General features: G+C 68.1%; 27 protein-coding genes. 2 read left to right on the plus strand and 25 right to left on the minus strand.

All coding sequences use genetic code 11. From position 1 onward, the window contains the following. Positions 1–29: 29 nt before the first annotated feature. From RIC31_RS24465 to rpiB, 11 genes are read right to left on the minus strand one after another with little or no spacing between them, the layout of a single operon-like run. A complete protein-coding gene (locus RIC31_RS24465) occupies positions 30–1,217 on the minus strand; it encodes an MFS transporter (RefSeq protein ID WP_350114389.1) in 1,188 nt (395 codons plus the stop codon). 52 nt (positions 1,218–1,269) lie between these two features. Then, positions 1,270–1,746, minus strand: a complete 477-nt coding sequence (locus RIC31_RS24470) for a flagellar basal body-associated FliL family protein (protein ID WP_350114392.1) — start codon at positions 1,744–1,746, stop codon at positions 1,270–1,272. Positions 1,747–1,770: 24 nt separating this feature from the next. Then, a complete protein-coding gene (gene thiL / locus RIC31_RS24475; RefSeq protein WP_350114395.1) occupies positions 1,771–2,757 on the minus strand; it encodes a thiamine-phosphate kinase in 987 nt (328 codons plus the stop codon). A 15-nt stretch (positions 2,758–2,772) separates the two neighbouring features. Then, positions 2,773–3,300, minus strand: a complete 528-nt coding sequence (gene nusB / locus RIC31_RS24480; protein WP_350114397.1) for a transcription antitermination factor NusB — start codon at positions 3,298–3,300, stop codon at positions 2,773–2,775. Further along, positions 3,297–3,740, minus strand: coding sequence for a 6,7-dimethyl-8-ribityllumazine synthase (locus RIC31_RS24485; protein ID WP_350114400.1), 444 nt, complete (start codon positions 3,738–3,740; stop codon positions 3,297–3,299). The genes nusB and RIC31_RS24485 overlap by 4 nt, the downstream gene beginning before the upstream one ends. Before the next feature lie 13 nt (positions 3,741–3,753). Then, on the minus strand, positions 3,754–4,899 hold the full coding sequence (gene ribB / locus RIC31_RS24490) for a 3,4-dihydroxy-2-butanone-4-phosphate synthase (RefSeq protein WP_350114403.1): 1,146 nt from the start codon (positions 4,897–4,899) through the stop codon (positions 3,754–3,756). Between the two features lie 8 nt (positions 4,900–4,907). Further along, positions 4,908–5,525: a riboflavin synthase gene (locus RIC31_RS24495; RefSeq protein WP_350114406.1), complete on the minus strand. Its 618-nt coding sequence runs from the start codon at positions 5,523–5,525 to the stop codon at positions 4,908–4,910. Between the two features lie 10 nt (positions 5,526–5,535). Next, positions 5,536–6,642, minus strand: a complete 1,107-nt coding sequence (ribD, locus tag RIC31_RS24500) for a bifunctional diaminohydroxyphosphoribosylaminopyrimidine deaminase/5-amino-6-(5-phosphoribosylamino)uracil reductase RibD (protein WP_350114409.1) — start codon at positions 6,640–6,642, stop codon at positions 5,536–5,538. Between the two features lie 19 nt (positions 6,643–6,661). Continuing rightward, positions 6,662–7,132 carry a transcriptional regulator NrdR gene (gene nrdR, locus RIC31_RS24505; protein ID WP_350114412.1) on the minus strand — a complete coding sequence of 157 codons (471 nt, stop codon included), beginning with the start codon at positions 7,130–7,132 and terminating at the stop codon, positions 6,662–6,664. A 42-nt stretch (positions 7,133–7,174) separates the two neighbouring features. Then, a complete protein-coding gene (gene glyA / locus RIC31_RS24510) occupies positions 7,175–8,467 on the minus strand; it encodes a serine hydroxymethyltransferase (RefSeq protein WP_350115216.1) in 1,293 nt (430 codons plus the stop codon). Between the two features lie 46 nt (positions 8,468–8,513). Then, positions 8,514–8,975, minus strand: a complete 462-nt coding sequence (gene rpiB / locus RIC31_RS24515) for a ribose 5-phosphate isomerase B (RefSeq protein ID WP_350114415.1) — start codon at positions 8,973–8,975, stop codon at positions 8,514–8,516. Positions 8,976–9,254: 279 nt separating this feature from the next. Here rpiB and RIC31_RS24520 point away from each other — a divergent pair, with 279 nt between their 5' ends. Then, positions 9,255–9,701, plus strand: coding sequence for a Ros/MucR family transcriptional regulator (locus tag RIC31_RS24520; RefSeq protein ID WP_350114418.1), 447 nt, complete (start codon positions 9,255–9,257; stop codon positions 9,699–9,701). A gap of 60 nt (positions 9,702–9,761) precedes the next feature. Here the strand turns inward: RIC31_RS24520 and RIC31_RS24525 are convergent, their stop codons facing one another. Continuing rightward, positions 9,762–9,965 (minus strand): DUF6898 family protein, encoded by a 204-nt coding sequence (locus tag RIC31_RS24525; protein WP_350114421.1) that lies wholly within the window; start codon positions 9,963–9,965, stop codon positions 9,762–9,764. A gap of 101 nt (positions 9,966–10,066) precedes the next feature. On the opposite strand from RIC31_RS24525, the gene RIC31_RS24530 reads away from it, so the two are divergent. Next, positions 10,067–11,278 (plus strand): acyl-CoA dehydrogenase, encoded by a 1,212-nt coding sequence (locus tag RIC31_RS24530; protein ID WP_350115219.1) that lies wholly within the window; start codon positions 10,067–10,069, stop codon positions 11,276–11,278. 64 nt (positions 11,279–11,342) lie between these two features. On the opposite strand, the gene RIC31_RS24535 is transcribed toward RIC31_RS24530, so the two are convergent. From RIC31_RS24535 to nuoH, 13 genes are all read right to left on the minus strand, one after another. Continuing rightward, the gene (locus RIC31_RS24535; protein ID WP_350114424.1) at positions 11,343–11,609 is read right to left on the minus strand and encodes a hypothetical protein; all 267 of its coding nucleotides are present in this window, start codon (positions 11,607–11,609) and stop codon (positions 11,343–11,345) included. A gap of 537 nt (positions 11,610–12,146) precedes the next feature. Beyond that, positions 12,147–12,401 (minus strand): DUF1467 family protein, encoded by a 255-nt coding sequence (locus RIC31_RS24540; protein ID WP_350114426.1) that lies wholly within the window; start codon positions 12,399–12,401, stop codon positions 12,147–12,149. A gap of 11 nt (positions 12,402–12,412) precedes the next feature. Next, positions 12,413–12,817, minus strand: a complete 405-nt coding sequence (gene mce, locus RIC31_RS24545) for a methylmalonyl-CoA epimerase (RefSeq protein WP_350114429.1) — start codon at positions 12,815–12,817, stop codon at positions 12,413–12,415. A 58-nt stretch (positions 12,818–12,875) separates the two neighbouring features. Further along, positions 12,876–14,543 (minus strand): ribonuclease J, encoded by a 1,668-nt coding sequence (locus RIC31_RS24550; protein ID WP_350114432.1) that lies wholly within the window; start codon positions 14,541–14,543, stop codon positions 12,876–12,878. 1 nt (position 14,544) lies between these two features. Next, a complete protein-coding gene (locus RIC31_RS24555) occupies positions 14,545–15,348 on the minus strand; it encodes a type III pantothenate kinase (protein ID WP_350114435.1) in 804 nt (267 codons plus the stop codon). Between the two features lie 10 nt (positions 15,349–15,358). Continuing rightward, positions 15,359–16,120: a biotin--[acetyl-CoA-carboxylase] ligase gene (locus RIC31_RS24560; protein WP_350114438.1), complete on the minus strand. Its 762-nt coding sequence runs from the start codon at positions 16,118–16,120 to the stop codon at positions 15,359–15,361. Between the two features lie 31 nt (positions 16,121–16,151). Next, on the minus strand, positions 16,152–17,603 hold the full coding sequence (gene nuoN / locus RIC31_RS24565) for an NADH-quinone oxidoreductase subunit NuoN (RefSeq protein WP_350114441.1): 1,452 nt from the start codon (positions 17,601–17,603) through the stop codon (positions 16,152–16,154). Positions 17,604–17,622: 19 nt separating this feature from the next. After that, complete coding sequence (locus RIC31_RS24570; RefSeq protein WP_350115222.1) at positions 17,623–19,137, minus strand: NADH-quinone oxidoreductase subunit M; 1,515 nt, start codon at positions 19,135–19,137, stop codon at positions 17,623–17,625. A gap of 7 nt (positions 19,138–19,144) precedes the next feature. Beyond that, positions 19,145–21,073, minus strand: a complete 1,929-nt coding sequence (gene nuoL, locus RIC31_RS24575; RefSeq protein WP_350114444.1) for an NADH-quinone oxidoreductase subunit L — start codon at positions 21,071–21,073, stop codon at positions 19,145–19,147. Positions 21,074–21,076: 3 nt separating this feature from the next. After that, a complete protein-coding gene (gene nuoK, locus RIC31_RS24580; RefSeq protein ID WP_350114447.1) occupies positions 21,077–21,385 on the minus strand; it encodes an NADH-quinone oxidoreductase subunit NuoK in 309 nt (102 codons plus the stop codon). Position 21,386: 1 nt separating this feature from the next. Further along, entirely contained in the window at positions 21,387–22,001 is a 615-nt protein-coding gene (locus RIC31_RS24585; RefSeq protein WP_350114450.1) for an NADH-quinone oxidoreductase subunit J, read from the minus strand. Positions 22,002–22,100: 99 nt separating this feature from the next. Further along, the gene (gene nuoI, locus RIC31_RS24590; RefSeq protein ID WP_350114452.1) at positions 22,101–22,589 is read right to left on the minus strand and encodes an NADH-quinone oxidoreductase subunit NuoI; all 489 of its coding nucleotides are present in this window, start codon (positions 22,587–22,589) and stop codon (positions 22,101–22,103) included. Positions 22,590–22,614: 25 nt separating this feature from the next. Then, a complete protein-coding gene (gene nuoH, locus RIC31_RS24595) occupies positions 22,615–23,619 on the minus strand; it encodes an NADH-quinone oxidoreductase subunit NuoH (protein ID WP_350114454.1) in 1,005 nt (334 codons plus the stop codon).

A 23,619-nucleotide genomic window follows, 5' to 3' on the forward strand; every position in this document is an offset into this window, starting at 1 on the left:
GCGCGGCGGCCGGGTTGGGAATGCCGGTGTCAGGCGACCGCCGATTGCCGGCGAAGGCGGTACCAGAGCAGCGCGCCGGTCACGATCGCCACCAGCGGAACGACCCCGAGATTGAGGGCCTGCCAACCGATCGCATGGTTGAGCGCACCGGAGGAAAAGGCTGCGACGGTCGAGCTGGTGAACACCAGGAAGTCGCCCAGGCCCTGCACCTTCGCCCGTTCCTCCGGCCGGTAGGACTGGGTCAGCAGCGTGGTGCCGCCGATGAACAGGAAATTCCAGCCGATACCGAGCAGGACCAGGGCCGAGAAGAACTGCAGGAGCTCGATTCCCGACACGTTGATGACGATGCAGGCGAGATAGGCCAGCGCGCCGACGAACATGACCTGCACGACGCCGAAGCGCTGGATCAGCGAGCCGGTGAAGAACGACGGCAGGAACATCCCGACCGCATGCCACTGGATCACGAAGGCGGCGTCCTGGAACGCGAACCCGCAGCCGATCATGGCCAGCGGCGTGGCGGTCATCAGGAAGGTCATGCTGCCGTAGCCGACCATGGCGCCCAGGATCGCCACGATGAACACCGGCTGCCGGACGATCACGCTGAGCGGCCGGCCGCTGGTCGCGCGCTCCGCCGCGGTCGGCGTCGGGATCCGGACGAACAGCAGGAACAGCAGGGAACTGGCCTGTACGACCGCGATCACGACGAAGGTGCCGGCGAACGTGATCGGCGCCAGCAGGTCGTGCGACCACTTGGCCAGTTCGGGGCCGGCCAGCGCCGCGAACACGCCGCCGGCAAGCACCAGCGAGATCGCCCGCGGCCGGAACGCCTCGCTGGCGGTGTCGGCGGCGGCGTAGCGGTACAGGATCGCGAAGCCCTGGAACGACCCGATCAGCATCGAGCCGAGGCAGAAGGTCACGAAATTGCCGTTCAGCACCGACAGCGCGGCGACGATCGCCCCGACGACGCCGACCAGGACGCCGGTCGCGAAGCCCAGCCGACGGCCGACGCGCCGCATGTACAGCGAGGCCGGCATGGTGGTCAGCATGGTCGCCATGAACTGCAGCGACAGCGGCAGCGTGGCCCAGGCCGGGTCGGGGGAGAGCTCGTGCCCGGTGAGCGCGGTCACCGTCATGTTCATCGTCATGCCGGTCATCGCCAGCGCCTGGCAGATGGCCAGCAGTGTGACGTTCCGAACGGCCGGATCGCGAACCGACATGGGAAGAGCCCCCGACAGGATGATGTTTCGGACCCGCCGCCCGCGATGGGCGTCAGCCGAGCGGGCGCTCGAACAGGTCCGAGAACAGGAGGTTCACCACATACCCCTTCCCGATCGTCTCGTCGATCTTGGCGAGCAGCCGTTCCTTCAGGAACTGGCGGTCGGAGATCCCCGGGGCGATGTCGAGCGACGCGAGCGCATGGGTGTAGGTGATGAACATGTCGATCAGCCGGGGAAGCTGCTGGTTCACATAGGCCTGCTTCTCGCCCGGCTCGACCTCCAGCAGCACGTGCATCACCAGGAACCGGTCGACCGTGCCGTTCTCGAAGATCGGGATGGTCAGCGGGTCGAGGTCGATCAGGGTGGTGCTCGACGGCTTGGCGGCCTCGGCGATCTCCTCGTCCGTCACTTCGATGTTCAGCAGTTGGCGGACCGGGATCGGGACCATGGTGGGGGCGAAGGTCACGGCGGCGAACCCGCCGCCCCCGAGCAACGCCAGCAGCACCACGATGATGATGATCAGTTTCATCCGACCTGCGTGCCGCCCGACATTTCAGAAATGATCCCAGCCGCCGCGGTCGAGCCCGCCGAGCGGCCGGCCGTCCACCCCGACGACCCGCACGTCCTCGCCGGCCTCGACCCGCCCGATTCGCGTGACCGCGATGCCTGCCCGCTCGGCCGCCCGGACGATCTCGCCGCGGCGTGACGGCAGCGCCGCGAACAGCAGCTCGTAGTCGTCTCCGCCGGTCAGCACATCGTGCAGCAGAGCGGCCGACCTGTCGACGTGGCGCTGCGCCGACGCCGACAGCGGCACCGCCGATGCCTCGATCACCAGCGATACCCCGGACCGTCGCGCCATGTGACGCGCGTCCTGCACCAGCCCGTCCGACACGTCGAGGGCTGCCGTCGCCAATCCGACGAGGGCCGGCCCCAGGGCGGTCCGTGGCTGCGGAAGCCGGTAGCGGTCGACCAGGTCGGCATCGCCCGGTCCGCTGCTGTCGAGGTCCCCGGTCTGCAGCCGCAGGCCCAGCGCCGAGTCGCCGATCGTTCCGCTGACCCACAGGTCGTCGCCGGCCCGGGCCCCTGCCCGCCGCAATTCCCGGCCGCGCGGCACCGTGCCGAAGGCGGTGACCGACAGGGTCACCGGCCCGGTGGTGGACACGCTGTCGCCGCCGAGCAGGTGGATCCCGTACTGCGCCTGGTCCGCCCCAAGGCCCTCGGCGAAGCCCTGCAGCCAGGACACGGGGTCGGCTAGATCCTTGGGAAGCGCCAGCGCCAGGGTGTAGCCGTAGGGTTGTGCCCCCATCGCCGCGAGGTCCGACAGGTTGACCCGGAGCGCCTTGCGGGCCACCAGGTCGCTCGGGTCGTCGGCGAGGAAGTGAATGCCGGCGACCAGCGCGTCGACGGTCACCACCCAGGCGGTACCGATCGGCGGAGCCGGCAGCAGGGCGGCATCGTCGGTCAGCCCGAAGGCACCGTCCGCCCCCCGGCTCAGCGGCGCGAAGAACCGGTCGATCCGCTCGAATTCACCCAGTGCCATGGGGATCCGGCGGTGTCACGACGCCCCGCCCCTGCCCGGACCGGCCAGCTCCTCCGAGCGGACGACATGCGCGATCCTGTCCAGCACGCCGTTCACCAGCGCCGGCTCGCGGCCCGCGAAGAAGGCGTGGGCCAGATCGACGTATTCGCTGATCGCCACGCGCGCCGGGACCTCGGCGACCGCCAGCAGCTCGTATGCGCCGAGCCGCATGATCGCCCGCAGGACGATCTCCAGCCGCTCCAGATGGCCTTCCGGCTGCAGGCAGTCGGTCAGCATCCGGTCGAGGGTCGGCATCTCGCCGGCCACCCCGAGAACCAGCCGCTCGAAGAACCGCGGATCGGCCGGGGCCATGTCGCCGCCCTCGATCAGTCCGGCGAACCGCGACGCCACGAACTCCGGCACCACCTCGTGGCCGCTCTTGCCCGCGATCTCCATCTCGTACAGCGCCTGGGCGGCCGCCAGACGGGCCGTGGTGCGCGGCGCCGAGCGGGCCTGCTTCGGGACCTTGCGGGGCTTGGGGGCCGGCTGATCGGTCGTGTTCATACCAGTCCGAACTGCTTCTTGAGGGCGATCATGGCCAGGCATGCCTCGGCGGCGTCCCGGCCCTTGTTCTTCTTGTCGACCGAGGCGCGGGCCCAGGCCTGCCCGTCGTTCTCGACGGTCAGGATGCCGTAGCCGACCGCCATGGCCTCGCCGACGGCGAGATACTGCAGGCCCCGGGCGCTCTCGGCGCAGACATAGTCGTAGTGGGTCGTCTCGCCGCGGATCACGCAGCCGAGTGCCACATAGCCGTCATAGGCGACGGAGCCCTTCAGGTTGGCCCGGTGGGCGAAGCCGATGGCGGCCGGGATCTCGAAGGCGCCGGGCACCGAGATCCGCTCATAGGTGGCGCCGGCCGCTTCCAGATGGGCGATCGCGCCCTTAACGAGTTCATCCGCGATGTCCTCGTAGAACCGCGCCTCGACGATCAGGATGTTCGTCATTTTTCCCGTCCCTTCAGTCGACCCGAGGCAGCGCCCGATGGTCGACAACCGTCAGGCCGTACCCCTCGAGCCCGATGATCGTGCGCTTGGTATTGGTCAGCAGGACCATGTGATGCACCCCCAGGTCCAACAGGATCTGGGCACCGACGCCGTAGTCGCGCAATTCGTTCTCCGGGGCGGTGCCGTCGGCCGCCGCCCGCAGCCTGGCCTTGATCCGGTCGGACAGCGCGGTGGCCGTCGGCTCGCGGATCAGGACGACGACCCCGCGCCCGGCATCGCCGATCGCCTGCATCGCGGCCTGCAGTTCGCCGCCGCCGCGCTGGCTGGACCGGTCGCCCAGCACGTCGTCCAGCACGCTGAGCGCGTGCATGCGGACCAGCACCGGGTCCGGCGTGGTGATGTCGCCCTTCACCAGGACGACGTGCTCGGCGTAGGTGATCTTGTTGGTATAGACCAGCATCCGCCAGCCGCCGCCGAACCGGCTGTCCAGCGAGGTCTCGACCGAGCGCTGCACGATGCTCTCGGTCCGCCGGCGATGCGCGATCAGGTCGGCGATCGTGGCGATCTTGAAGCCGTGAAACTGCGCGAAGGTCACCAGGTCCGGCAGCCGGGCCATGGTCCCGTCGTCGTTCATGATCTCGCAGATCACGCCCGACGGATTGAGTCCGGCCATGCGGGCGATGTCGACCACCGCCTCTGTGTGCCCGGCGCGCACCAGGGTGCCGCCGTCGCGGGCCAGCAGCGGGAACACGTGGCCCGGGGTTACGATGTCCTCGCGGCCGTGCTCCGGGTCGATCGCCACCTGAATGGTATGGGCCCGGTCATGCGCCGAGATCCCGGTGGTCACCCCCTCCCGGGCCTCGATCGAGACCGTGAAGGCGGTCTCGTGCCGGGTCTCGTTCTTCGACGACATCAGCGGCAGGCCGAGCCGCTGGATGCGGTCGCGGGTCATCGACAGGCAGATCAGGCCGCGCGCGTGCTTGGCCATGAAGTTGATGACCTCGGGCGTGACCATCTGTGCCGGAATGCACAGGTCGCCCTCGTTCTCGCGGTTCTCGTCGTCGACCAGGATGAACATCCGGCCGGAGCGCGCCTCTTCGATGACTTCCTCGATCGAGGACAGCGCGCCCTTGTAGACATCGGCGAGAGTGTCGGCCATGTGCTTGATCACCTGCCGCCGGGGGCGGCGTTGGTCGAAAGGAGGCGCGCAACGTACCTTGCGAGCGGGTCCACTTCCATATTCAAAACGTCGCCGGAACGGCGGTTGCGGAACGTCGTATGTGCCCAGGTGTGCGGGATCAGGTTGATCCAGAACCGCCGGCCCTGGACGCCGTTCACGGTCAGCGACACCCCGTCCAGCGCGACCGACCCCTTCTCGGCCACCAGACCCTCCAGGCCGTCCGGCGCCAGCACCCGGATGCGGTGGCTGTCGCCCACCGGCTCGACGTTCTCAAGGACCGCCAGTCCGTCGACATGGCCGGTCACGACGTGCCCGCCCATCTCGTCGCCCATCCGCAGGGAGCGCTCCAGGTTGACCTCGGTGCCGGCCGTCCAGGTGCCGATCGAGGTGCGCGACAGGCTCTCGTCCGAGACCTCGAAGGCGAACCAGCCGCCCGATCCGTCGCCGGCCTTCTCGATCACGGTCATGCAGGCGCCGCCGCAGCAGATCGACGCGCCGATCGCCACCCCGCCCATGTCGTAGGCGGTGGCGATCTCGATGCGGGTGTCGCCGCGACGCTCGATCGAACGGACGCGGCCGACGTCGGTGACGATGCCGGTGAACATGCGCCGGAACTTAGGTCCGTCGGCGGTAGGTTTCCAGCACATCCTCCCCGAATGCCGCGCAATCGACGCGCGCGAACCGCGGCGCGGTGTCCGGGGCCGCGACCGCCAGCGGGTCGACCGCCGCCCGGCCGTCCCCGCCCAGCAGCATCGGGGCGCGATACCAGGCGATCTCGTCGACCAGGTCGGCGGCGACGAAGGATCGCGCCACAGCGGCCCCGCCCTCGACCAGCAGCCGGCCGATCCCGCGGCCGGCGAGCGCCACCAGCGCGGCCGCGACCGAAGGCCGGCCGGCCTCGTCGGGCTCGGCCTCGATCACCGTCACACCGAGGTCTTCGAGCGCCGCGGGCGATCCGGAATGACCGGTGCCGGTCACCACCCAGGTCGGGACCGACCCGGCGGTGCGGGCGAGCGCCGAGGTCGCCGGCAGCCGCAGAAGGCCGTCCAGTACGACGCGGACCGGCGAGCGGTTCTCGAGGCCGGGCGCCCGGCAGGTCAGCGAGGGATCGTCCGCCAGGGCGGTGCCGATGCCGACCAGGATGGCATCGTGGCGTGCCCGCATGGCATGGGCATGCGCCCGCGCCGCCGGCCCGGTGATCCAGCGGCTGGCACCGGCGGCGGTGGCGATCCGGCCGTCCAGCGAGGTCGCGAGCTTGAGGGTCACATGCGGCCGGCCGGCGGACACCCTGGCCAGGAACCCGGCCGCGATCGCGGTCGCCGGCCCGGCCCCGATCCCGACATCGACGGCGATGCCGGCGCGCCGGAGGGTCTCGAAGCCACCGCCGTCGACCCGCGGATCGGGATCTCGGACGGCCGCGACCACCCGGGTCACGCCGGCTGCCGCGAGGGCCTCGGCGCAGGGCGGCGTGCGGCCGTGGTGGGCGCAGGGCTCCAGGGTGACGTAGGCGGTCGCGCCGCGGGCCGCGGTGCCGGCCTGGGCCAGCGCCGCCGCCTCGGCATGCGGACGGCCGCCGGCGGCGGTGCGGCCGCGACCGACCACACGGCCGTCGCGGACCAGCACGCAGCCGACCGGCGGGTTCTCGGCGGTATCGCCGATCGCCGCCCGTGCCAGCCGCAGGGCCACCGCCATCCACCGACGATCGTCGGCCGGGTCCGGCACGGCGCGGTCCTCCTCGCGGTCAGTCGCGGTCGAGATCGCCGCCGGTCTGGATGTTCTCGACGAAGTTCTCGAAATCCTTGGCCTCGCGGAAGTTCTTGTAGACCGAGGCGAACCGGACATAGGCGACCTGGTCGACGTTGGCGAGCGCGTCCATGACCATCTCGCCGATCACGTCGGACGGGATCTCACTCTCGCCCATGCTTTCCAGCCGGCGCACGATGCCGGTGGTCAGGCGCTCGATGCGCTCGGGATCGATCGGCCGCTTGCGCAGCGCGATCTGGATCGAGCGGGCCAGCTTGTCGCGGTCGAAAGGCACGCGCTTGCCGGTCTTCTTCATCACCGTCAGCTCGCGCAGCTGGACCCGCTCGAAGGTGGTGAAGCGGGCGCCGCACGCCGGGCAGAACCGGCGCCGGCGGATGGCGGTGTTGTCCTCGGTCGGACGTGAGTCCTTAACCTGGGTGTCGTCGTTCCCGCAGAACGGACAGCGCATGCGTCTGGCCTCCCCTCGCCCCTGTGTCGCAGCTTCGGCCGGTCAGCCGAGATCCGGATAGATCGGGAACCGCCGGCACAATTCCTCGACCCGCCCCCGGACGGCCTGCTCGACCTGGGCGTCGCCCTCGGGGTTGCGGGCCAGAGCGTCCATCACGTCGCCGATCAGCGCCCCGATCAGCCGGAACTCGGCGACCCCGAATCCGCGGGTGGTGCCGGCCGGCGTGCCGAGCCGGATGCCCGACGTAATCGCCGGCTTCTCAGGATCGAACGGCACGCCGTTCTTGTTGCAGGTGATGCCGGCCCGCTCGAGGGCGATCTCGGTATCGCGGCCCTTGAGGCTCTTCGGCCGCAGGTCGACCAGCATCAGGTGGCTGTCGGTGCCCCCGGAGATGATGGCCAGGCCGCGCTCCTCGAGGGTCGCTGCGAGCGCCTTGGCGTTGTCCACGACGGCCCGGGCATAGGCGCGGAACTCGGGGCGCAGCGCCTCGCCGAAGGCCACCGCCTTGGCGGCGATCACATGCATCAGCGGGCCGCCCTGCAGGCCGGGGAACACGGCGGAATTGATCTTCTTGCCGAGATCGGCGTCGGTCGACAGCACCATGCCGCCGCGCGGGCCGCGCAGGGTCTTGTGCGTGGTGGTCGTCACCACATGGGCATGCGGCAGCGGGCTCGGGTAGGCCCCCCCTGCCACCAGCCCGGCGAAATGCGCCATGTCGACCATGAGGTAGGCCTCGACGGAATCGGCGATCGCCCGGAACCGCTCGAAGTCGATGATCCGCGAATAGGCCGAGCCGCCGGCGATGATGATCTGCGGCCGGTGCTCCTTCGCCAGGGCCTCGACCTGGTCGTAGTCGATCCGGCCGTCGCCTTCGTTGACGCCGTAGCCGATCGCCTTGAACCACTTGCCCGACTGGTTCGGCGCCGCCCCGTGGGTCAGGTGGCCGCCGGCGTCGAGCGACATCCCGAGGATGGTGTCGCCCGGCTTCAGCAGCGCCATGAACACCGCCTGGTTGGCCTGGGCGCCGGAATGCGGCTGCACGTTGGCGTAGGCGCAGTCGAACAGTCTGGTCGCCCGCTCGATGGCCAGGCGCTCGGCAACGTCGACATACTCGCAGCCGCCGTAGTAGCGGCGGCCCGGATAGCCCTCGGCATATTTGTTCGTGAGGACCGAGCCCTGGGCTTCGAGCACCGCGCGGGAGACGATATTCTCGGAGGCGATCAGCTCGATCTGCGACTGCTGGCGGTGCAGTTCGCCGGTCAGAGCCTCCAGCAGTTCGGGATCGGCCGTGCTCAGGCGAGCGCCAAAAAAGGCCGAGGCGTCGGTATGGGGCATGGCGGCAGTGGTCATCGGTAGCGGGCCTCGCTCGGTCGGGGTCGGTTCAGGAGACGCTCGGCGCCTGCGGCGGCGCGCCCAGCTTGTCGACGCGGCGCGCATGGCGGTCGCCGGCGAATGGCGTAGTCAGGAACACGTGCAGCGCCTCCCGCGCAACCTCGATCCCGATCAGGCGCTCTCCGAAGGCGATGACATTGGCGTCGTTGTGCTCACGGCAGAGGCGCGCGCTGGTCACATCGTGGCAAAGCGCCGCGCGCACCCAGGCATACCGGTTCGCCGCGATGCTGATGCCGATGCCGGTGCCGCAGACGAGCACGCCGCGTGCCGCCCGGCCGTCGGCAAGTGCGGCCGCCATCCGGAATCCGTAGTCGGGGTAGTCGACGGAGGCGCTCGTATCTGTGCCGAGGTCCAGCACCGCGTGGCCCAGCCGTTTCAACTCGTCGGCGAGCGCGGTCTTCAAGGCGATCCCGGCGTGGTCTGACGCCAGGGCGATGACGTCGTCGCTCATGCTCGCAAAGCTCCTGCTGCTCCAACGCGCCCCATATACGCCAATTTGCCGGCCGCTGGCCACAACTCGTGGCGTTCCTCGGACGCTGCCGCTCATCGCGCCATCCGTCGCCCGGGTCCGCCTTCCAAGTCGATCAGCGAATCTGTGCTGCCCCTGAACTTAACCGTGCCGAATGGAGCACATGTATTCCCGATGAAAATCTTGGCGGTTACGTTGACTTGCCGTGGCCTCTGTGCCACCTAGATCATAATTGTCCCTAACCTATGGCTGGTTGTATTCATGACTGAAGATGCGACGAAGGGCGAGATCGGCGGAAAGTCCGTGATCGAAATGACGACCACCGTGGTGGCCGCCTACCTCAGGAACAACACAGTGGCATCGGCGCAGATCTCGGAAGTGATCCACACGGTTCACGATGCGCTGAAGGCTCTGTCCGACGGTTCGCACGAGCCGGAGCCGGAGCCGCTGAAGCCGGCCGTGCCGATCCGCAGGTCGGTCACGCCCGACTACATCGTCTGCCTCGAGGACGGCAAGCAGTTGAAGATGCTGAAGCGTCACCTGCGCACGACCTACGACCTGACGCCGGACGAGTATCGGGTGAAGTGGGGGCTGCCGGCCGACTATCCGATGGTCGCCCCGAATTACGCGCAGCAGCGCTCCGACTTCGCCAAGAAGATCGGCCTGGGTCGTCAGGCCACCGGCCGTGCCGGGCGCCGCAAGGGCTGACCGCACCAGCCATCCGGCCGCCTCGGCGGGCCCGGAACCAGGGTATGACGGGCGGCCGGTTCAGGATCGGCCGCCCGTTCTTCGTTTCTCCATCACGTATTTCAGCTTCCGCAGCGCTGTCTGCCTGAGCGCGTTCTCGCCGCGCATCGGATCGCCGACGATCGACGCCTCGATGCCGGTTGCGGGGTCGATGGCGCTGACTTTGACGTAGGCGCCGACCGTAATGAACTCGAAGATCACGCCAGTTTCGCGACCGCCGGCCATCTTGACCCCTTCCCGCAATTGGACCCGCCGGTCCGACGGCGTATATATGGCCTGAAATCATTCGGATCGAGGAGCCAACAATGACCCCGCCCGTGGCCGCGATGGCGGACAAGGCCGCCGCCAAGACCTCCAGCCGTCCCGAGTTCGCCTGGGACGACCCCCTGCTCCTCGACGATCAGCTCGACGAGGACGAGCGGATGGTTCGCGACGCCGCCCGCGACTACTGCCAGGAACAGCTCCTGCCGCGGGTCCGGGAGGCGTTCCGCAACGAGGTGTTCCATCGCGAGATCATGAACGAGATGGGGGCACTGGGCTTCCTCGGCGCGACCATCGGCGAGGAGTACGGCGGCGCCGGCGTCAACCATGTCTGCTACGGCCTGATCGCGCGCGAGGTCGAGCGCGTCGACTCCGGCTACCGCTCGGCGATGAGCGTGCAGTCCAGCCTGGTGATGCACCCGATCCACGCCTACGGCTCCGAGGAGCAGCGCCGCAAGTACCTGCCCAAGCTGGCGACCGGCGAGTGGGTCGGCTGTTTCGGCCTGACCGAGCCGGACCACGGCTCCGACCCGGGCGGCATGAAGACCCGGGCGGCCAAGGTCGACGGCGGCTACGTGCTGAACGGCGCCAAGATGTGGATCACCAACTCGCCGATCGCCGACGTGTTCGTCGTGTGGGGCAAGACCGAGGACGGCGTGATCCGCGGCTTCGTGCTCGAGAAGGGGATGAAGGGCCTGTCGGCCCCGAAGATCGAGGGCAAGTTCAGCCTGCGTGCCTCGGTCACCGGCGAGATCGTCATGGACGGCGTGTTCGTGCCCGAGGAGAACCTGCTGCCGAACGTCAAGGGGCTGTCCGGCCCGTTCGGCTGCCTGAACAAGGCGCGCTACGGCATCTCCTGGGGGGCCCTCGGGGCCGCCGAGGCGTGCTGGCACGCCGCCCGCCAATACACCATGGACCGCAAGCAGTTCGGCCGTCCGCTGGCCGCCAACCAGCTGATCCAGAAAAAGCTGGCCGACATGCAGACCGAGATCGCGATCGGCATGCAGGCCTGCCTGCGGCTCGGCCGGCTGCTCGACGAGGGCCGCGCGGCGCCCGAGGCGATCTCGCTGTGCAAGCGGAACTCCTGCGGCAAGGCGCTCGACATCGCCCGGACCGCCCGCGACATGCACGGCGGCAACGGTGTCTCCGACGAGTACAACGTGATCCGCCACGTCCTGAACCTCGAGGCGGTGAACACCTACGAGGGGACGCACGACGTCCACGCCCTGATCCTGGGCCGCGCCCAGACCGGGCTGCAGGCGTTCACCGGCGCCTGAGGCGCCGCTCGCGCCCTTCACTTCGAGCATGACGCTTGCGCGACAGGGCGCCCCTCGGGGCGCCCTATTTCGTCTTGATGCTGGAACAGGCGGCCGCCAGCGCAGCCTGCTCGGGATCGGTCAGGTCCTGGCCGTTGTAGGTCAGCTTCCCGGAGGCGATGTCGTACTTGATCGTGCCGACCGAAGCCTCGCCGCTCGGCGACAGCAGCGAGTCGGCCGGCACGCCGTATTGCTGCAGCACGTCGATCGTCAGGTTGATGGTGATCTCGTCCGGGGCGGTGATTCGCGCGGAGCCCGGCAGGTCGGCCGGGGCGACCGGCCTGCCGCTCACGTCGACTCCGGGTTTGTACGCGACGTCGGCGCCCGGCCGATGCTGTACCAGCCGCCGGCAATCCTCCGGTTTGATCTTCACTTCGGAAACGGACCCGCTTTGCGCGAGTGCTCCCGTGGCAATTAGCGCCAACATTGAGGCCAAAGAGAGACAATTCCGGAGCATTGATGCCTCCCCATGCAGGATTTGGGTTACAATGATACCGATCAAGCGGGTCCATTGGACCAAAAATTGTTCGAGGACCGAAAAAGTGGTCGACGGCCTTCGAACGTTATCGTATTGTCGCCTCGAAATAAAAAAAGACCGCACCGGCAACGCCGGCACGGCCCGAGTTTAGGGAGGAAACGCCACCAGGCGTTTGTGATCGGTCACCCGATCAACATAAAGAACGTAGGCGTACAGTTTAGAGGTGGCAAGAGCAAATGCGCTTTTGCCGCTTTCTTTTTTGGCATAATGCCTTTTTACGATGAATCTTTAAGCTGATGCATTCCCCAGAGCAGCAACCTGCTCAAATTTGGAGCAGCAGCTTGCGGTCAACTACCAGTTCCTGATTGCATTCCTGAACGAGTAGAAATCACCCTCGACCAGCAGGAATACCCCGACCCAGAGAACGGCGGCGATTGCGGTGGCCGCGAGTGCCTTGCGTCCGAGATACGGACGCTTCGGCGCGCTGGTGGCGTGGCCCTTCCCGACCTCGGACTCGTCCGGGACCTGCACGCCGACCGGCAGCGCCATGAAGAACACCAGCCACCACAGCAGGATGTAGACGACCACAGCCGACGCGATGTCCATGTCCCCGCTCCTCAGGCCTGCTCGAGCTCGACCAGCGTGCCGCAGAAGTCGCGGGGATGGAGGAACAGCACCGGCTTGCCATGCGCGCCGATCCTCGGCTCCCCGTCGCCGAGCACGCGGGCGCCGGCTGCCACCAGCCGGTCGCGCGCCGCCGCGATGTCGTCGACCTCGTAGCACACGTGGTGGATGCCGCCGGACGGCGACTTCGCGAGGAATCCGGCGATCGGCGAGCCGTCGCCGAGCGGATGCAGAAGCTCGATCTTGGTATTGGGAAGCTCGACGAACACCACGGTCACGCCGTGTTCCGGCAGATCCTCGGCCGGCGACACCGCGGCACCGAGCGTGTCGCGGTAGGTGGCGGTGGCGGCCGCCAGGTCGGGAACCGCGATGGCCACGTGGTTGAGTCTGCCGATCATCGCCCTCTCCTCCTGCTGCCCGGTCCGTCCCTGACCGGTCTGACGTCGCCCGGAACGGTCAAAGGCGAACGACATGCACGTCGGTGACCGGGCGCTTGCCATGGTCCGCCCTGACGATCTTCCGCACCATGCGGCGCGCTGCCTCGCGCACCGCCTCGTCGTCGCGGCGGTCGGCGGCCGAGAGCTTGCCCAGGGCCTCGCGGAGGGCGTCGATCGCATCGTCCTCCAGGTCCTCCTCGTCGACACCCTCGGCGACGCCGTGAAAGCTGACCACCGGATCGGCGCGCAGCTTGCCGGCCTTGTCCAGCACCAGGGTCACCGAGGCCGCTCCGTTGTAGAGCATGTGCCGACGGGCCTGGATCTGCGGACTGCCGAGCGGCACCAGACGCCCGCCGTCGACGGTCAGGGCGCCGGTTTCGATATGGCCGACCACGGCCGCGGCCCCGGCGCGCAGCCGGATCATGCTGCCGTTGGACGGCACGACGGCCTCGGGGACCTGGCAGGTGCGGGCCAGCCGGGCATGCTCGCGCAGATGCCGGGCGTCGCCATGCACCGGCACCGCGATGCGCGGCCTGACCAGCTGGTACATGCGGGCGAGGTCGTCGCGCGCCGGGTGGCCGGAGACGTGGACGCCCGGATGGTCCTCGGTGGTGAAGATCTCGACGCCGCGCGCCGCCAGCTTGTTCTGCACCCGGGAGATCGCCCGCTCGTTGCCCGGGATCTGCCGCGACGAGTAGATGCAGACGTCGCCCTCGCCGAGGGTGATGTGCGGGTGGCTGCCGTCGGCGATGCGCGACAGCGCCGCCCGCGGCTCGCCCTGGCTGCCGGTGCAGATCAGGACGATCTTGTCCTCCGGGAAGAAGCCGGCGTCGGACTCCGAGACGAAGCGCGGCGCGTCGGCCAGGTAGCCGTTCTCGCGGGCGGCATCGTGCATGCGCCACAGCGAGCGCCCGATCAGCGCGGTCTGGCGGTCGTTGGCGGCCGCCGCCAGCGCGATGCTCTCCAGCCGGGCGACGTTCGACGCGAAGCAGCTCACCGCGATCCGGCCGTTGTACTGGTCGAAGATCTCGGTCAACGCCATCCGGACCTCGGCCTCGGAGCCGGTGCTGCCCGGCTCGAAGACGTTGGTGGAATCGCCGATCAGGGCCAGCACGCCCTCGTCGCCGACGGCCCGCAGGGCCTCGAAGTCGGTCGGCTCGCCGACGAACGGCGTCGGGTCGAACTTCCAGTCGCCGGTATGCACGACGGTGCCTGCCCCGCAGCGGAGCACGACGGCGCTGGGCTCCGGAATCGAGTGGGTCTGGTTGATCAGCTGGATCTCGAACGGCCCGACCACGAAGTTGGCGCCCAGCGGCACCTCGTGCAGGTCGACCTCGCCCAGCAGCCCGGCATCGTCGAGCTTGCGCCGCACCAGCGAAGCCGTGAACGGCGTGCAGTAGATCGGGCAGCGCAGCCGCGGCCACAGATGCGGGACCGCGCCGATGTGGTCCTCGTGGCCATGGGTCAGCAGCAGCCCGGCCAGACGGTCGCGGTGCTTCGCGATCGGCTCGATGTCCGGGACGATCACGTCCAGGCCCGGCATGCTGTCGTCGGCGAAGGTGATCCCGAGATCGACCATCAGCCACTGCCCGGCATAGCCGTACAGGTTGACGTTCATCCCGATCTCGTCGGACCCGCCGAGCGGCAGGAAGTAGAGGTCGTCGTCGCGCTCGTCGATCGCCAGCATGTCAACCCGAATTGCTTTTGTGAATCATGCGGAGCCCGGCGAGCGTGAGATCGTCGTCGACGATCTCCAGCGCCGGGGTCCACTCCGCGAACAGTGCCGACAGCCCGCCGGTGCCGACGACCCGCATGGGCCGTCCATACTCCGCCCGGATGCGCGCCACCAGCCCCTCGATCATCGCAACATAGCCCCAGAAGATGCCCGAGTGCATCGCCGCGCGCGTGTTCTTGCCGATCACCCGGACCGGATCGTTGTCGCCGGGCTGCCGCTCGGGCGGCCGGATCGCGATCTTCGGCAGCTGGGCCGCCGCCATGTACAGGGCGTCGAGGGAGAGGTTAATGCCCGGCGCGATGATGCCGCCGGCATAGCCGCCGTCCTCGTCGACCACGTCGAAGGTGGTGGCGGTCCCGAAGTCCACGACGATCAGCGGCCCGCCGTAGAGCCGGTGCGCGGCGACGGCGTTGACCACGCGGTCGGCGCCCACCTCTTCCGGCCGATCGATCCGCACCGCGATGCCGAGCTCGACGCCGGGCTCGCCGACCACCATCGGGTCGATCTTGAAGTGCTTGCGGCAAAGGGTGCGCAGGCTGAACAGGCTGGCCGGCACCACCGTCGCCAGGATCACCGCCTCGATACCCTTGGTGTCGAGCCCGTCGAGGGCCATCAGCTGGGTGAGCCAGACCGCGTATTCGTCGGCGGTCCGGGTCGGCACCGTCGAGGTCCGCCACGCGCCCAGAGGCGCCTCCTCGTCCCCGCGATACACCGCGAACACGGTGTTGGTGTTCCCGCAGTCGATGACCAGCAGCATCACCGCCTCCTCATTGCATCACCTCGCCCGAGGCGACCCGGCGGGTCGAGCCGTCGGCAAGGGCCAGCACCAGGGTTCCGTCGGGATCCAGCCCGGCGAACCGTCCGTCGAGACGGCCGGTCCCCGGAGCGCCGCTCCCCTGAGAGCCGCTCCCCTGAGAGATGGTGATCGGGGCGCCGATCGCAGGCCCCCGGGCCAGCCATGCCATGCGAATTCCGGCGAGGCATTCGCGCAGCCACTGCCGGTAGCGCCGGCCGAGTGCCTCGAGCAACGCCGCGAACACAGCTTCGGCATCCGCCGTCTCGATCCGCGCCGTCCGCCGATCCGGGAGATCGGGGCGGCTGGCGACGTTGACGCCGATGCCGATCAGCACCGCCGAAAGCCGGGTGCCCTCGGTGACCGCCTCCAGCAGGATGCCGGAGATCTTTCCCCCCTCCAGCAGCACGTCGTTCGGCCACTTCAGGGTCACCGTCCCGCCGAAACACGCGACCGCGTCGGCGGTCGCCACCGCGGCCACGATCGACAGCTCGGCCGCCCGGGCGGTTGCGACGTCCGGGCGCAGTATGACGGTCGTGTAGACGTTGCCGGGCGGCGAGCTCCAGGACCGGCCGAGGCGGCCGCGGCCGCCGGTCTGCCGGAGCGCCCGGACCACCGTCCCGTCCTCGGCTCCGGACTCCGCCAGCCGGCGCGCCTCGTCCATGGTGCTGGCGACGTCGCCCAGGGTCACGACCCGCCAGCCGCCCCCCGCGTCGCCGACCGGTCGGCCGGCCACGGGAGCGCGCCGCGCCGTCATGTCCGGGACCTCACGCGCCGAGCAGGCTCACGGCGGCCGCGCGCGCCTGGTCGTAGACCGGCGACAGGAACAGCAGGAACAGCAGGGTCACGGCGGCGGAGCCGAACACGATCGCCCGCAGGTCGCCGGCGACGGTGCCGTCCAGCGGCTGGGTGGCATCGTCGAAATACATGATCTTGACGATGCGCAGGTAGTAGAAGGCGCCCACAACGCTGGCCAGCACGCCGATCACCGCCAGCCCGAACAGCCCGGCATTGACCGCCGCCATGAACACGTACCACTTGCCGAAGAAGCCGGCGAGCGGCGGGATGCCGGCCATCGAGAACATGAACACCATGAGGGCGAGCGCCATCATCGGATGCGTCTTCGACAGTCCCGAGAGATCCGACAGGTTCTCGACCAGCCTGCCCTCGCGGCGCATCGACAGGATGATCGCGAAGGTCCCGACATTCATGAAGATGTAGGTGGCGAGGTAGATCATCACGCCGGTGATGCCGGCCTCGTTGCCTGCGGCCACCCCGACCAGGGCGTAGCCCATGTGGCCGATCGAGCTGTAGGCCATCAGCCGCTTGATGTTGGTCTGCACCATGGCGGCAAAGGCGCCGAGCACCATCGAGGCGATCGACACGAAGATCAGGATCTGCTGCCAGGACGCCAGCAGGTCGCCGAACGGCCCGGCCATGACCCGCACGAACAGCGCCAGGGCCGCGACCTTTGGCGCCACGGCGAACAGCGCGGTCACCGGGGTCGGTGCGCCCTCGTACACGTCGGGCGTCCACATGTGGAACGGCACCGCCGAGACCTTGAACGCCAGGCCGCAGATCAGGAACACCAGGCCGACCACCAGTCCGACCGACGAGCCGCCGTCCTTCTGGAACACCTCGGCGAGGCCGACGAAACTGGTGGTGCCGGCGAAGCCGTAGATCAGCGAGCAGCCGTACAGCAGCATGCCGGAGCTGAGCGCGCCCAGGACGAAGTACTTCAGGCCGGCCTCGGTCGAGCGCACGGAATCGCGGCGGATCGAGGCGATGACATAGAGCGCCAGGCTCTGCATCTCGAGCCCCATGTACAGCGCGATCAGGTCGTTCGCCGAGACCATCATCATCATGCCGAGCGTCGAGAACACGATCAGCACCGGGTATTCGAAGCGGCCGCCGCGCTCGCGGTCGAAATAGCCGAAGGACATGATCAGCGCGAACGCCGAGCCGAGCAGGATCAGCACCTTGGCGAAGCGTGCGAAGGCGTCGGTGATGAACAGGCCGTAGAACGCCTCGACCGTGCCGCCCCGCGCCAACACCAGGATGCCGGCGACCAGCAGCGCGACCACCGCCAGCCAGCCGGGCGTGCGCATGCCGCCGGAGCGCCGGAACGCGCCGAACATCAGCAGGGCGACACCGACCAGCGCGAGGAAGATCTCGGCCGTGGCCGGCGCCATGTCGGGAAGGCTCGTCACCGCAGTCATCACAGGTCTCCCGGCGCCGTCAACGAACGGCCACGGTGGTCCCGGCCTGGCCGAGCGCCACCTTGTAGTTGGTGATCAGGTTGTCGACCGAGACCGACATCATGTCGATGAAGGTGGACGGATAGATGCCCATCCAGAACACCAGGACGACCAGCGGGGCGAACACCGCGATCTCGCGCGGGCTGAGGTCGAGCAGCGCCTTCAGGCTGTCCTTGTCGAGCACTCCGAAGATCACCCGGCGGTACAGGTACAGCATGTAGGCGGCACCCAGGATCAGGCCGGTCGCGGTCAGCGCCGCCAGCCAGGTGTTGACCTTGAAGGCGCCGGCCAGGATCAGCAGCTCGCCGACGAAGCCGCTGGTGCCCGGCAGGCCGACCGAGGCCATCATGAAGATCATGAACACCAGGGCGTAGCGCGGCATGTTGTTGGCCAGCCCGCCATAGGCGGCTATCTCGCGGGTGTGCATGCGGTCGTAGACCACGCCGACGCACAGGAACAGCGCGCCCGACACGATGCCGTGCGACAGCATCTGGAAGATCGAGCCCTCGACGCCCTGGGTGGTCATGGTGAACATGCCGATGGTCACGAAGCCCATATGCGCCACCGAGGAGTAGGCGATCAGCTTCTTCATGTCCTCCTGCACCAGCGCCACCAGCGAGGTGTAGATCACCGCCACCACGCTGAGCGCGAACACCAGCGGCGCGAAGTCGGCCGATGCCTCGGGGAACATCGGGATCGAGAACCGCAGGAAGCCGTAGCCGCCCATCTTCAACAGCACCCCGGCCAGGATCACCGAGCCGGCGGTCGGCGCCTCCACATGGGCGTCGGGCAGCCAGGTGTGCACCGGCCACATCGGCACCTTGACCGCGAACGAGGCGAAGAACGCCAGCCACAGCCAGGTCTGCAGGTCCGGCGCGAACTTGAACGCCATCAGGGTCGGGATGTCGGTGGTGCCGGCCTGCCAGTACATCGCCAGGATGGCGATCAGCATCAGCACCGAGCCGAGCAGCGTGTACAGGAAGAACTTGAACGCCGCGTAGACCCGGCGGCCGCCACCCCACACCCCGATGATCAGGAACATCGGGATCAGCACGCCCTCGAAGAAGACGTAGAACACCAGGATGTCGAGGGCGCAGAACATGCCGACCATCAGGGTCTCGAGGACCAGGAAGGCGATCATGTACTCCTTGACCCGGGTCTGGATGGCCTCCCAGCTCGCCAGGATGCAGATCGGCGTCAGCAGGGTCGACAGCAGCACGAACCACATCGAGATGCCGTCGACGCCGACCCGATAGGCTATCGACGAGCCCGGGATCCAGGCGACCTCGTCGATCATCTGGAAGTCGGCGGTCGTCGGGTCGAAGTTCGCCCAGATCAGCAGCGAGATCAGGAATACCACGCCGGACGTCACCAGGGCCTGCCAGCGGCAGTTCGCCGCCACCTGCGCCGGGTCGCTGCCGCGGGTCACCAGGATGAACAGCACCCCGACCAGCGGCAGGAAGATGACGAGGGAGAGAAGCGGCCAGTCGCTCATCATGACGTCAGGCTCCGAAGGCCAGGTACCAGCTCACCAGGGCGACCACCCCGATCAGCATCGCGAATGCGTAGTGATAGACGTACCCGGTCTGCAGCCGTCCGGCCCGCGCCGCCACCAGCCGGGCCACGGCGGAGATGCCGTCGGGGCCGTAGGCGTCGATGATCCCCTGGTCGCCGCCCCGCCAGAACGCCAGGCCGGCCTGCCAGGAGCGCTTCACGAACAGCCAGTCGTAGAGCTCGTCGAAGTACCACTTGTTCAGCAGGAACAGGTAGACCGGCCGGAACCGGGCGGCGAGCATTCCCGGCAGCTCGGTCCGGAACATGTACATCAGGTAGGCGAGACCGATCCCGGCGACGCCGACGACCAGCGGGGCCAGCTTGACCCACAACGGGACGTGGTGCGCCGCCTCGATCGAGTTGTTGGCCTCGAGGATCTTGATCGAGGCGCCCCAGAACTCGGCCATGTGGTGGCCGACGAACAGGTCGTAGGCGACGCCGCCGGCGATCACCGCGCCGAGCGCCAGCACCCCGAGCGGGATGGTCATGACCAGCGGCGACTCGTGGACGTGGTGCAGCACCTCGTCCGACATCCGCGGCTTGCCGTGGAAGGTCATGATGATCAGCCGCCAGCTGTAGAACGCGGTCATGAAGGCGGCGGCGATGCCCATCCAGAAGGCGAACAGCCCGACACCGCTGTGGGCGCCGTAGGCGGCCTCCAGGATCATGTCCTTGGAGTAGTAGCCGGCGAACCACGGGATGCCGGCCAGCGCCAGGCTGCCGATCCACATCATCGCGTAGGTGAACGGGATCTTGCGCCAGATGCCGCCCATGTTGCGCATGTCCTGCTCGTCGGACAGGGCATGGATCACCGAGCCGGCCGACAGGAACAGCAGCGCCTTGAAGAAGGCGTGGGTCATCAGGTGGAAGATCGCCGCCGGATAGGCCGAGACCCCGAGCGCGAAGAACATGTAGCCGAGCTGGCTGCAGGTCGAATAGGCGATCACCCGCTTGATGTCGTTCTGGCACATGCCGACGGTGGCCGCGAAGAACGCGGTCGCCGCACCGACCACCGTCACCACCTGCAGGGCGATCGGCGCGTATTCGAACAGCGGCGACATCCGGGCCACCAGGAACACGCCGGCGGTCACCATGGTGGCGGCATGGATCAGCGCCGACACCGGGGTCGGGCCCTCCATGGCGTCCGGCAGCCAGGTGTGCAGGCCGAGCTGGGCCGATTTGCCCATGGCGCCGATGAACAGCAGGATCGCGATGATCGTCAGCGCGTCGCCCTGCATGCCGAGGAATTCGAGCGGCGTGCCGGCCTTGTCCGGGGCCGCCGCGAAGATCGCGTCGAAGCCGACCGAGTCGAACAGCAGGAAGCAGCCGAAGATCCCGAGCGCGAAGCCGAAGTCGCCGACCCGGTTGACGATGAACGCCTTGATCGCCGCCGCGTTGGCCGACGGCTTGTGGTGCCAGAAGCCGATCAGCAGGTAGGAGGCGACGCCGACCCCTTCCCAGCCGAAGAACAGCTGCACGAGGTTGTCGGAGGTCACCAGCATCAGCATGGCGAAGGTGAAGATCGACAGATACGCCATGAACCGCGGGATCGAGTGGTCGTGGCTCATGTAGCCGACCGAGTAGATGTGGACCATGGTCGACACCACGGTCACTACCAGCACCATGACCGCCGTCAGGGTGTCCCAGCGCAGCGCCCAGTTGGCCTCGAAGCTGCCGGACGCCACCCAGGTCAGCACGTCGACCGTGAAGGTCCGGCCGCCGATGGCGACCTCCCAGAACGCCAGGACGCCGAGCACGGCGGAGACGACCATGGCGCCGCAGGTGACGATCTGCGCGCCCCGGTCGCCGATGATCCGGCCGCCGAAGCCGGCGATGATGGCGCCGACCAGCGGCAGGAAGACGATCGCGGAGTACATCCCTCAGCCCTTCATCAGGTTGATGTCCTCGACCGCGATCGAACCGCGGTTGCGGAAGTAGACCACCAGGATGGCGAGGCCGATGGCCGCCTCGGCCGCAGCCACCGTCAGCACGAACAGCGCGAACACCTGCCCGACCAGGTCGCCGAGATGGGTGGAGAACGCAACGAGGTTGATGTTGACGGCGAGCAGCATCAGCTCGACCGACATCAGGATGATGATGACGTTCTTGCGGTTCAGGAAGATGCCGAAGATCCCGAGCGTGAACAGGATCGCCGCCACGGTCAGGTAATGGCCGAGACCGATATCCATGTCAGACCCCTCCCCCTCGGGTCACCTTCATGACTTCCACCACGTCCTCCGGCCGGCGCGCGTTCTGGACCTCGATCGACTGCCGCTTCACCCCTTCGCGGGTCCGCAGGGTCAGCACGATGGCGCCGATCATCGCGATCAGCAGGATCAGGCCGGCGGCCTGGAACAGGTAGACGTAGCGGGTGTACAGCAGCCCACCGAGCGCGTGGGTGTTGGTCGTCTCGCCGACCGGCGGGATCGGCGCGGAGAACCCGCTCGAGACGCTCGGGGCGAAGGTCCAGGCCCCGGTGATCAGCACCAGCTCCGCCAGCAGGACGAGGCCGATGGCGGCGCCGACCGGCAGGTAGCGGATGAAACCCTGGCGCAGCTCGACGAAGTTGATGTCGAGCATCATCACCACGAACAGGAACAGCACGGCGACCGCGCCGACATAGACGACGACCAGGATCATCGCCAGGAACTCGGCGCCCATGAGCACGAACAGCCCGGCGGCGTTGAAGAAGGCCAGGATCAGGAACAGGACGGAATGCACCGGGTTGCGCGACGATATCACCATCGCGCCCGACGCCACCGCGACCGCGGCGAACAGGTAGAAGACCAGGGCCTGAACGACCATCCCGTTTCCTTCCCCGGGCAGCGCCCGGTCTGTCTCGACACCGAATTAACCAGGTTCGGCAGCCGGTTACTCTTCTTACTTAATCCCTGACACGAACCGTCAGCGATACGGTGCGTCGGCCGTCAGGCTCTGCGCGATCTCGACTTCCCAGCGGTCGCCGTTCGCGAGCAGCTTCTCCTTGTTGTAGAAGAGCTCCTCGCGGGTCTCGGTCGCGAACTCGAAGTTCGGGCCCTCGACGATGGCGTCGACCGGGCAGGCCTCCTGGCAGAACCCGCAGTAGATGCACTTCGTCATGTCGATGTCGTAGCGCGTGGTCCGGCGCGACCCGTCGGTCCGCGGCTCGGCCTCGATGGTGATCGCCTGGGCCGGGCAGATCGCCTCGCACAGCTTGCAGGCGATGCAGCGCTCCTCGCCGTTCGGATACCGGCGCAGCGCGTGCTCGCCGCGGAAGCGCGGGCTGATCGGCCCCTTCTCGTAGGGGTAGTTGATCGTGACCTTGGGCCGGAAGAAGTACTTCAGCGTCAGGCTCATGCCCGACAGCAGCTCCGCCAGCAGAAGGCTCTTGGGTCGGAATCCCACGGAAGCCATGGTCGTTACCTCACTCCTCGGCCGCTCACGGCACCCAGTCGAAGGCCACCAGCACGCCGGCCGTCACCACCACCCACAGCAGCGACAGCGGCAGGAACACCTTCCAGCCGAGACGCATGAGCTGGTCGTAGCGGTAGCGCGGGAAGGTCGCCCGGACCCACAGGAAGAAGAACAGGACGAAGGCGATCTTCAGGGCGAACCAGATCGGGCCGGGAATCCAGTTGAACGGCGCGATGTCGAACGGCGGCAGCCATCCGCCCAGGAACAGGACGGCGGTCATGCCGCTCATCAGGATCATGTTCGCGTACTCGCCGAGGAAGAACAGCGCGAAGCTCATCGACGAGTATTCGACGAAATAGCCGGCCACCAGCTCCGACTCGCCTTCCGGCAGGTCGAACGGCGCCCGGTTGGTCTCGGCCAGGGCCGAGATGAAGAACACCACGAACATCGGCAGCAGCGGGATGGCGAACCAGACGGTGCGCTGCGCCTCGACGATGTCGCTGAGGTTGAGCGAACCGACGCACAGCAGGACCGTGATGATCACGAAGCCGATCGAGACCTCGTAGGACACCATCTGCGCGGCCGAGCGCAGCGCGCCCAGGAAGGCGTATTTCGAGTTCGAGGCCCAGCCGGCCATGATCACGCCGTACACCCCGAGCGACGAGATCGCGAACAGGTACAGCACGCCGACATTGATGTCGGCCAGCACCATGCCGGCGTCGAACGGGATCACCGCCCAGGCGATCAGGCTGAGGATGAAGGTCAGCATCGGCGCCGCCAGGAAGATCACCTTGTTGGCGCCGGACGGCAGGATGGTCTCCTTGGCCAGCAGCTTCACGCCGTCGGCGAACGGCTGCAGCAGGCCGAACGGGCCGACCACGTTCGGGCCCTTTCGCAGCTGCATGGCCGCGATGACCTTGCGCTCGAAGAAGGTGAGATACGCCACCGCCACCAGCAGCGGCACCACGATCGCGAGGATCTGCGCCACGATGATCGCGGTCGGGAGGACGTATGTGTCGAGGAAGATCAT

It is taken from the genome of Thalassobaculum sp., assembly GCF_040219615.1.
Classification (GTDB): Bacteria; Pseudomonadota; Alphaproteobacteria; order Thalassobaculales; family Thalassobaculaceae; genus Thalassobaculum_A.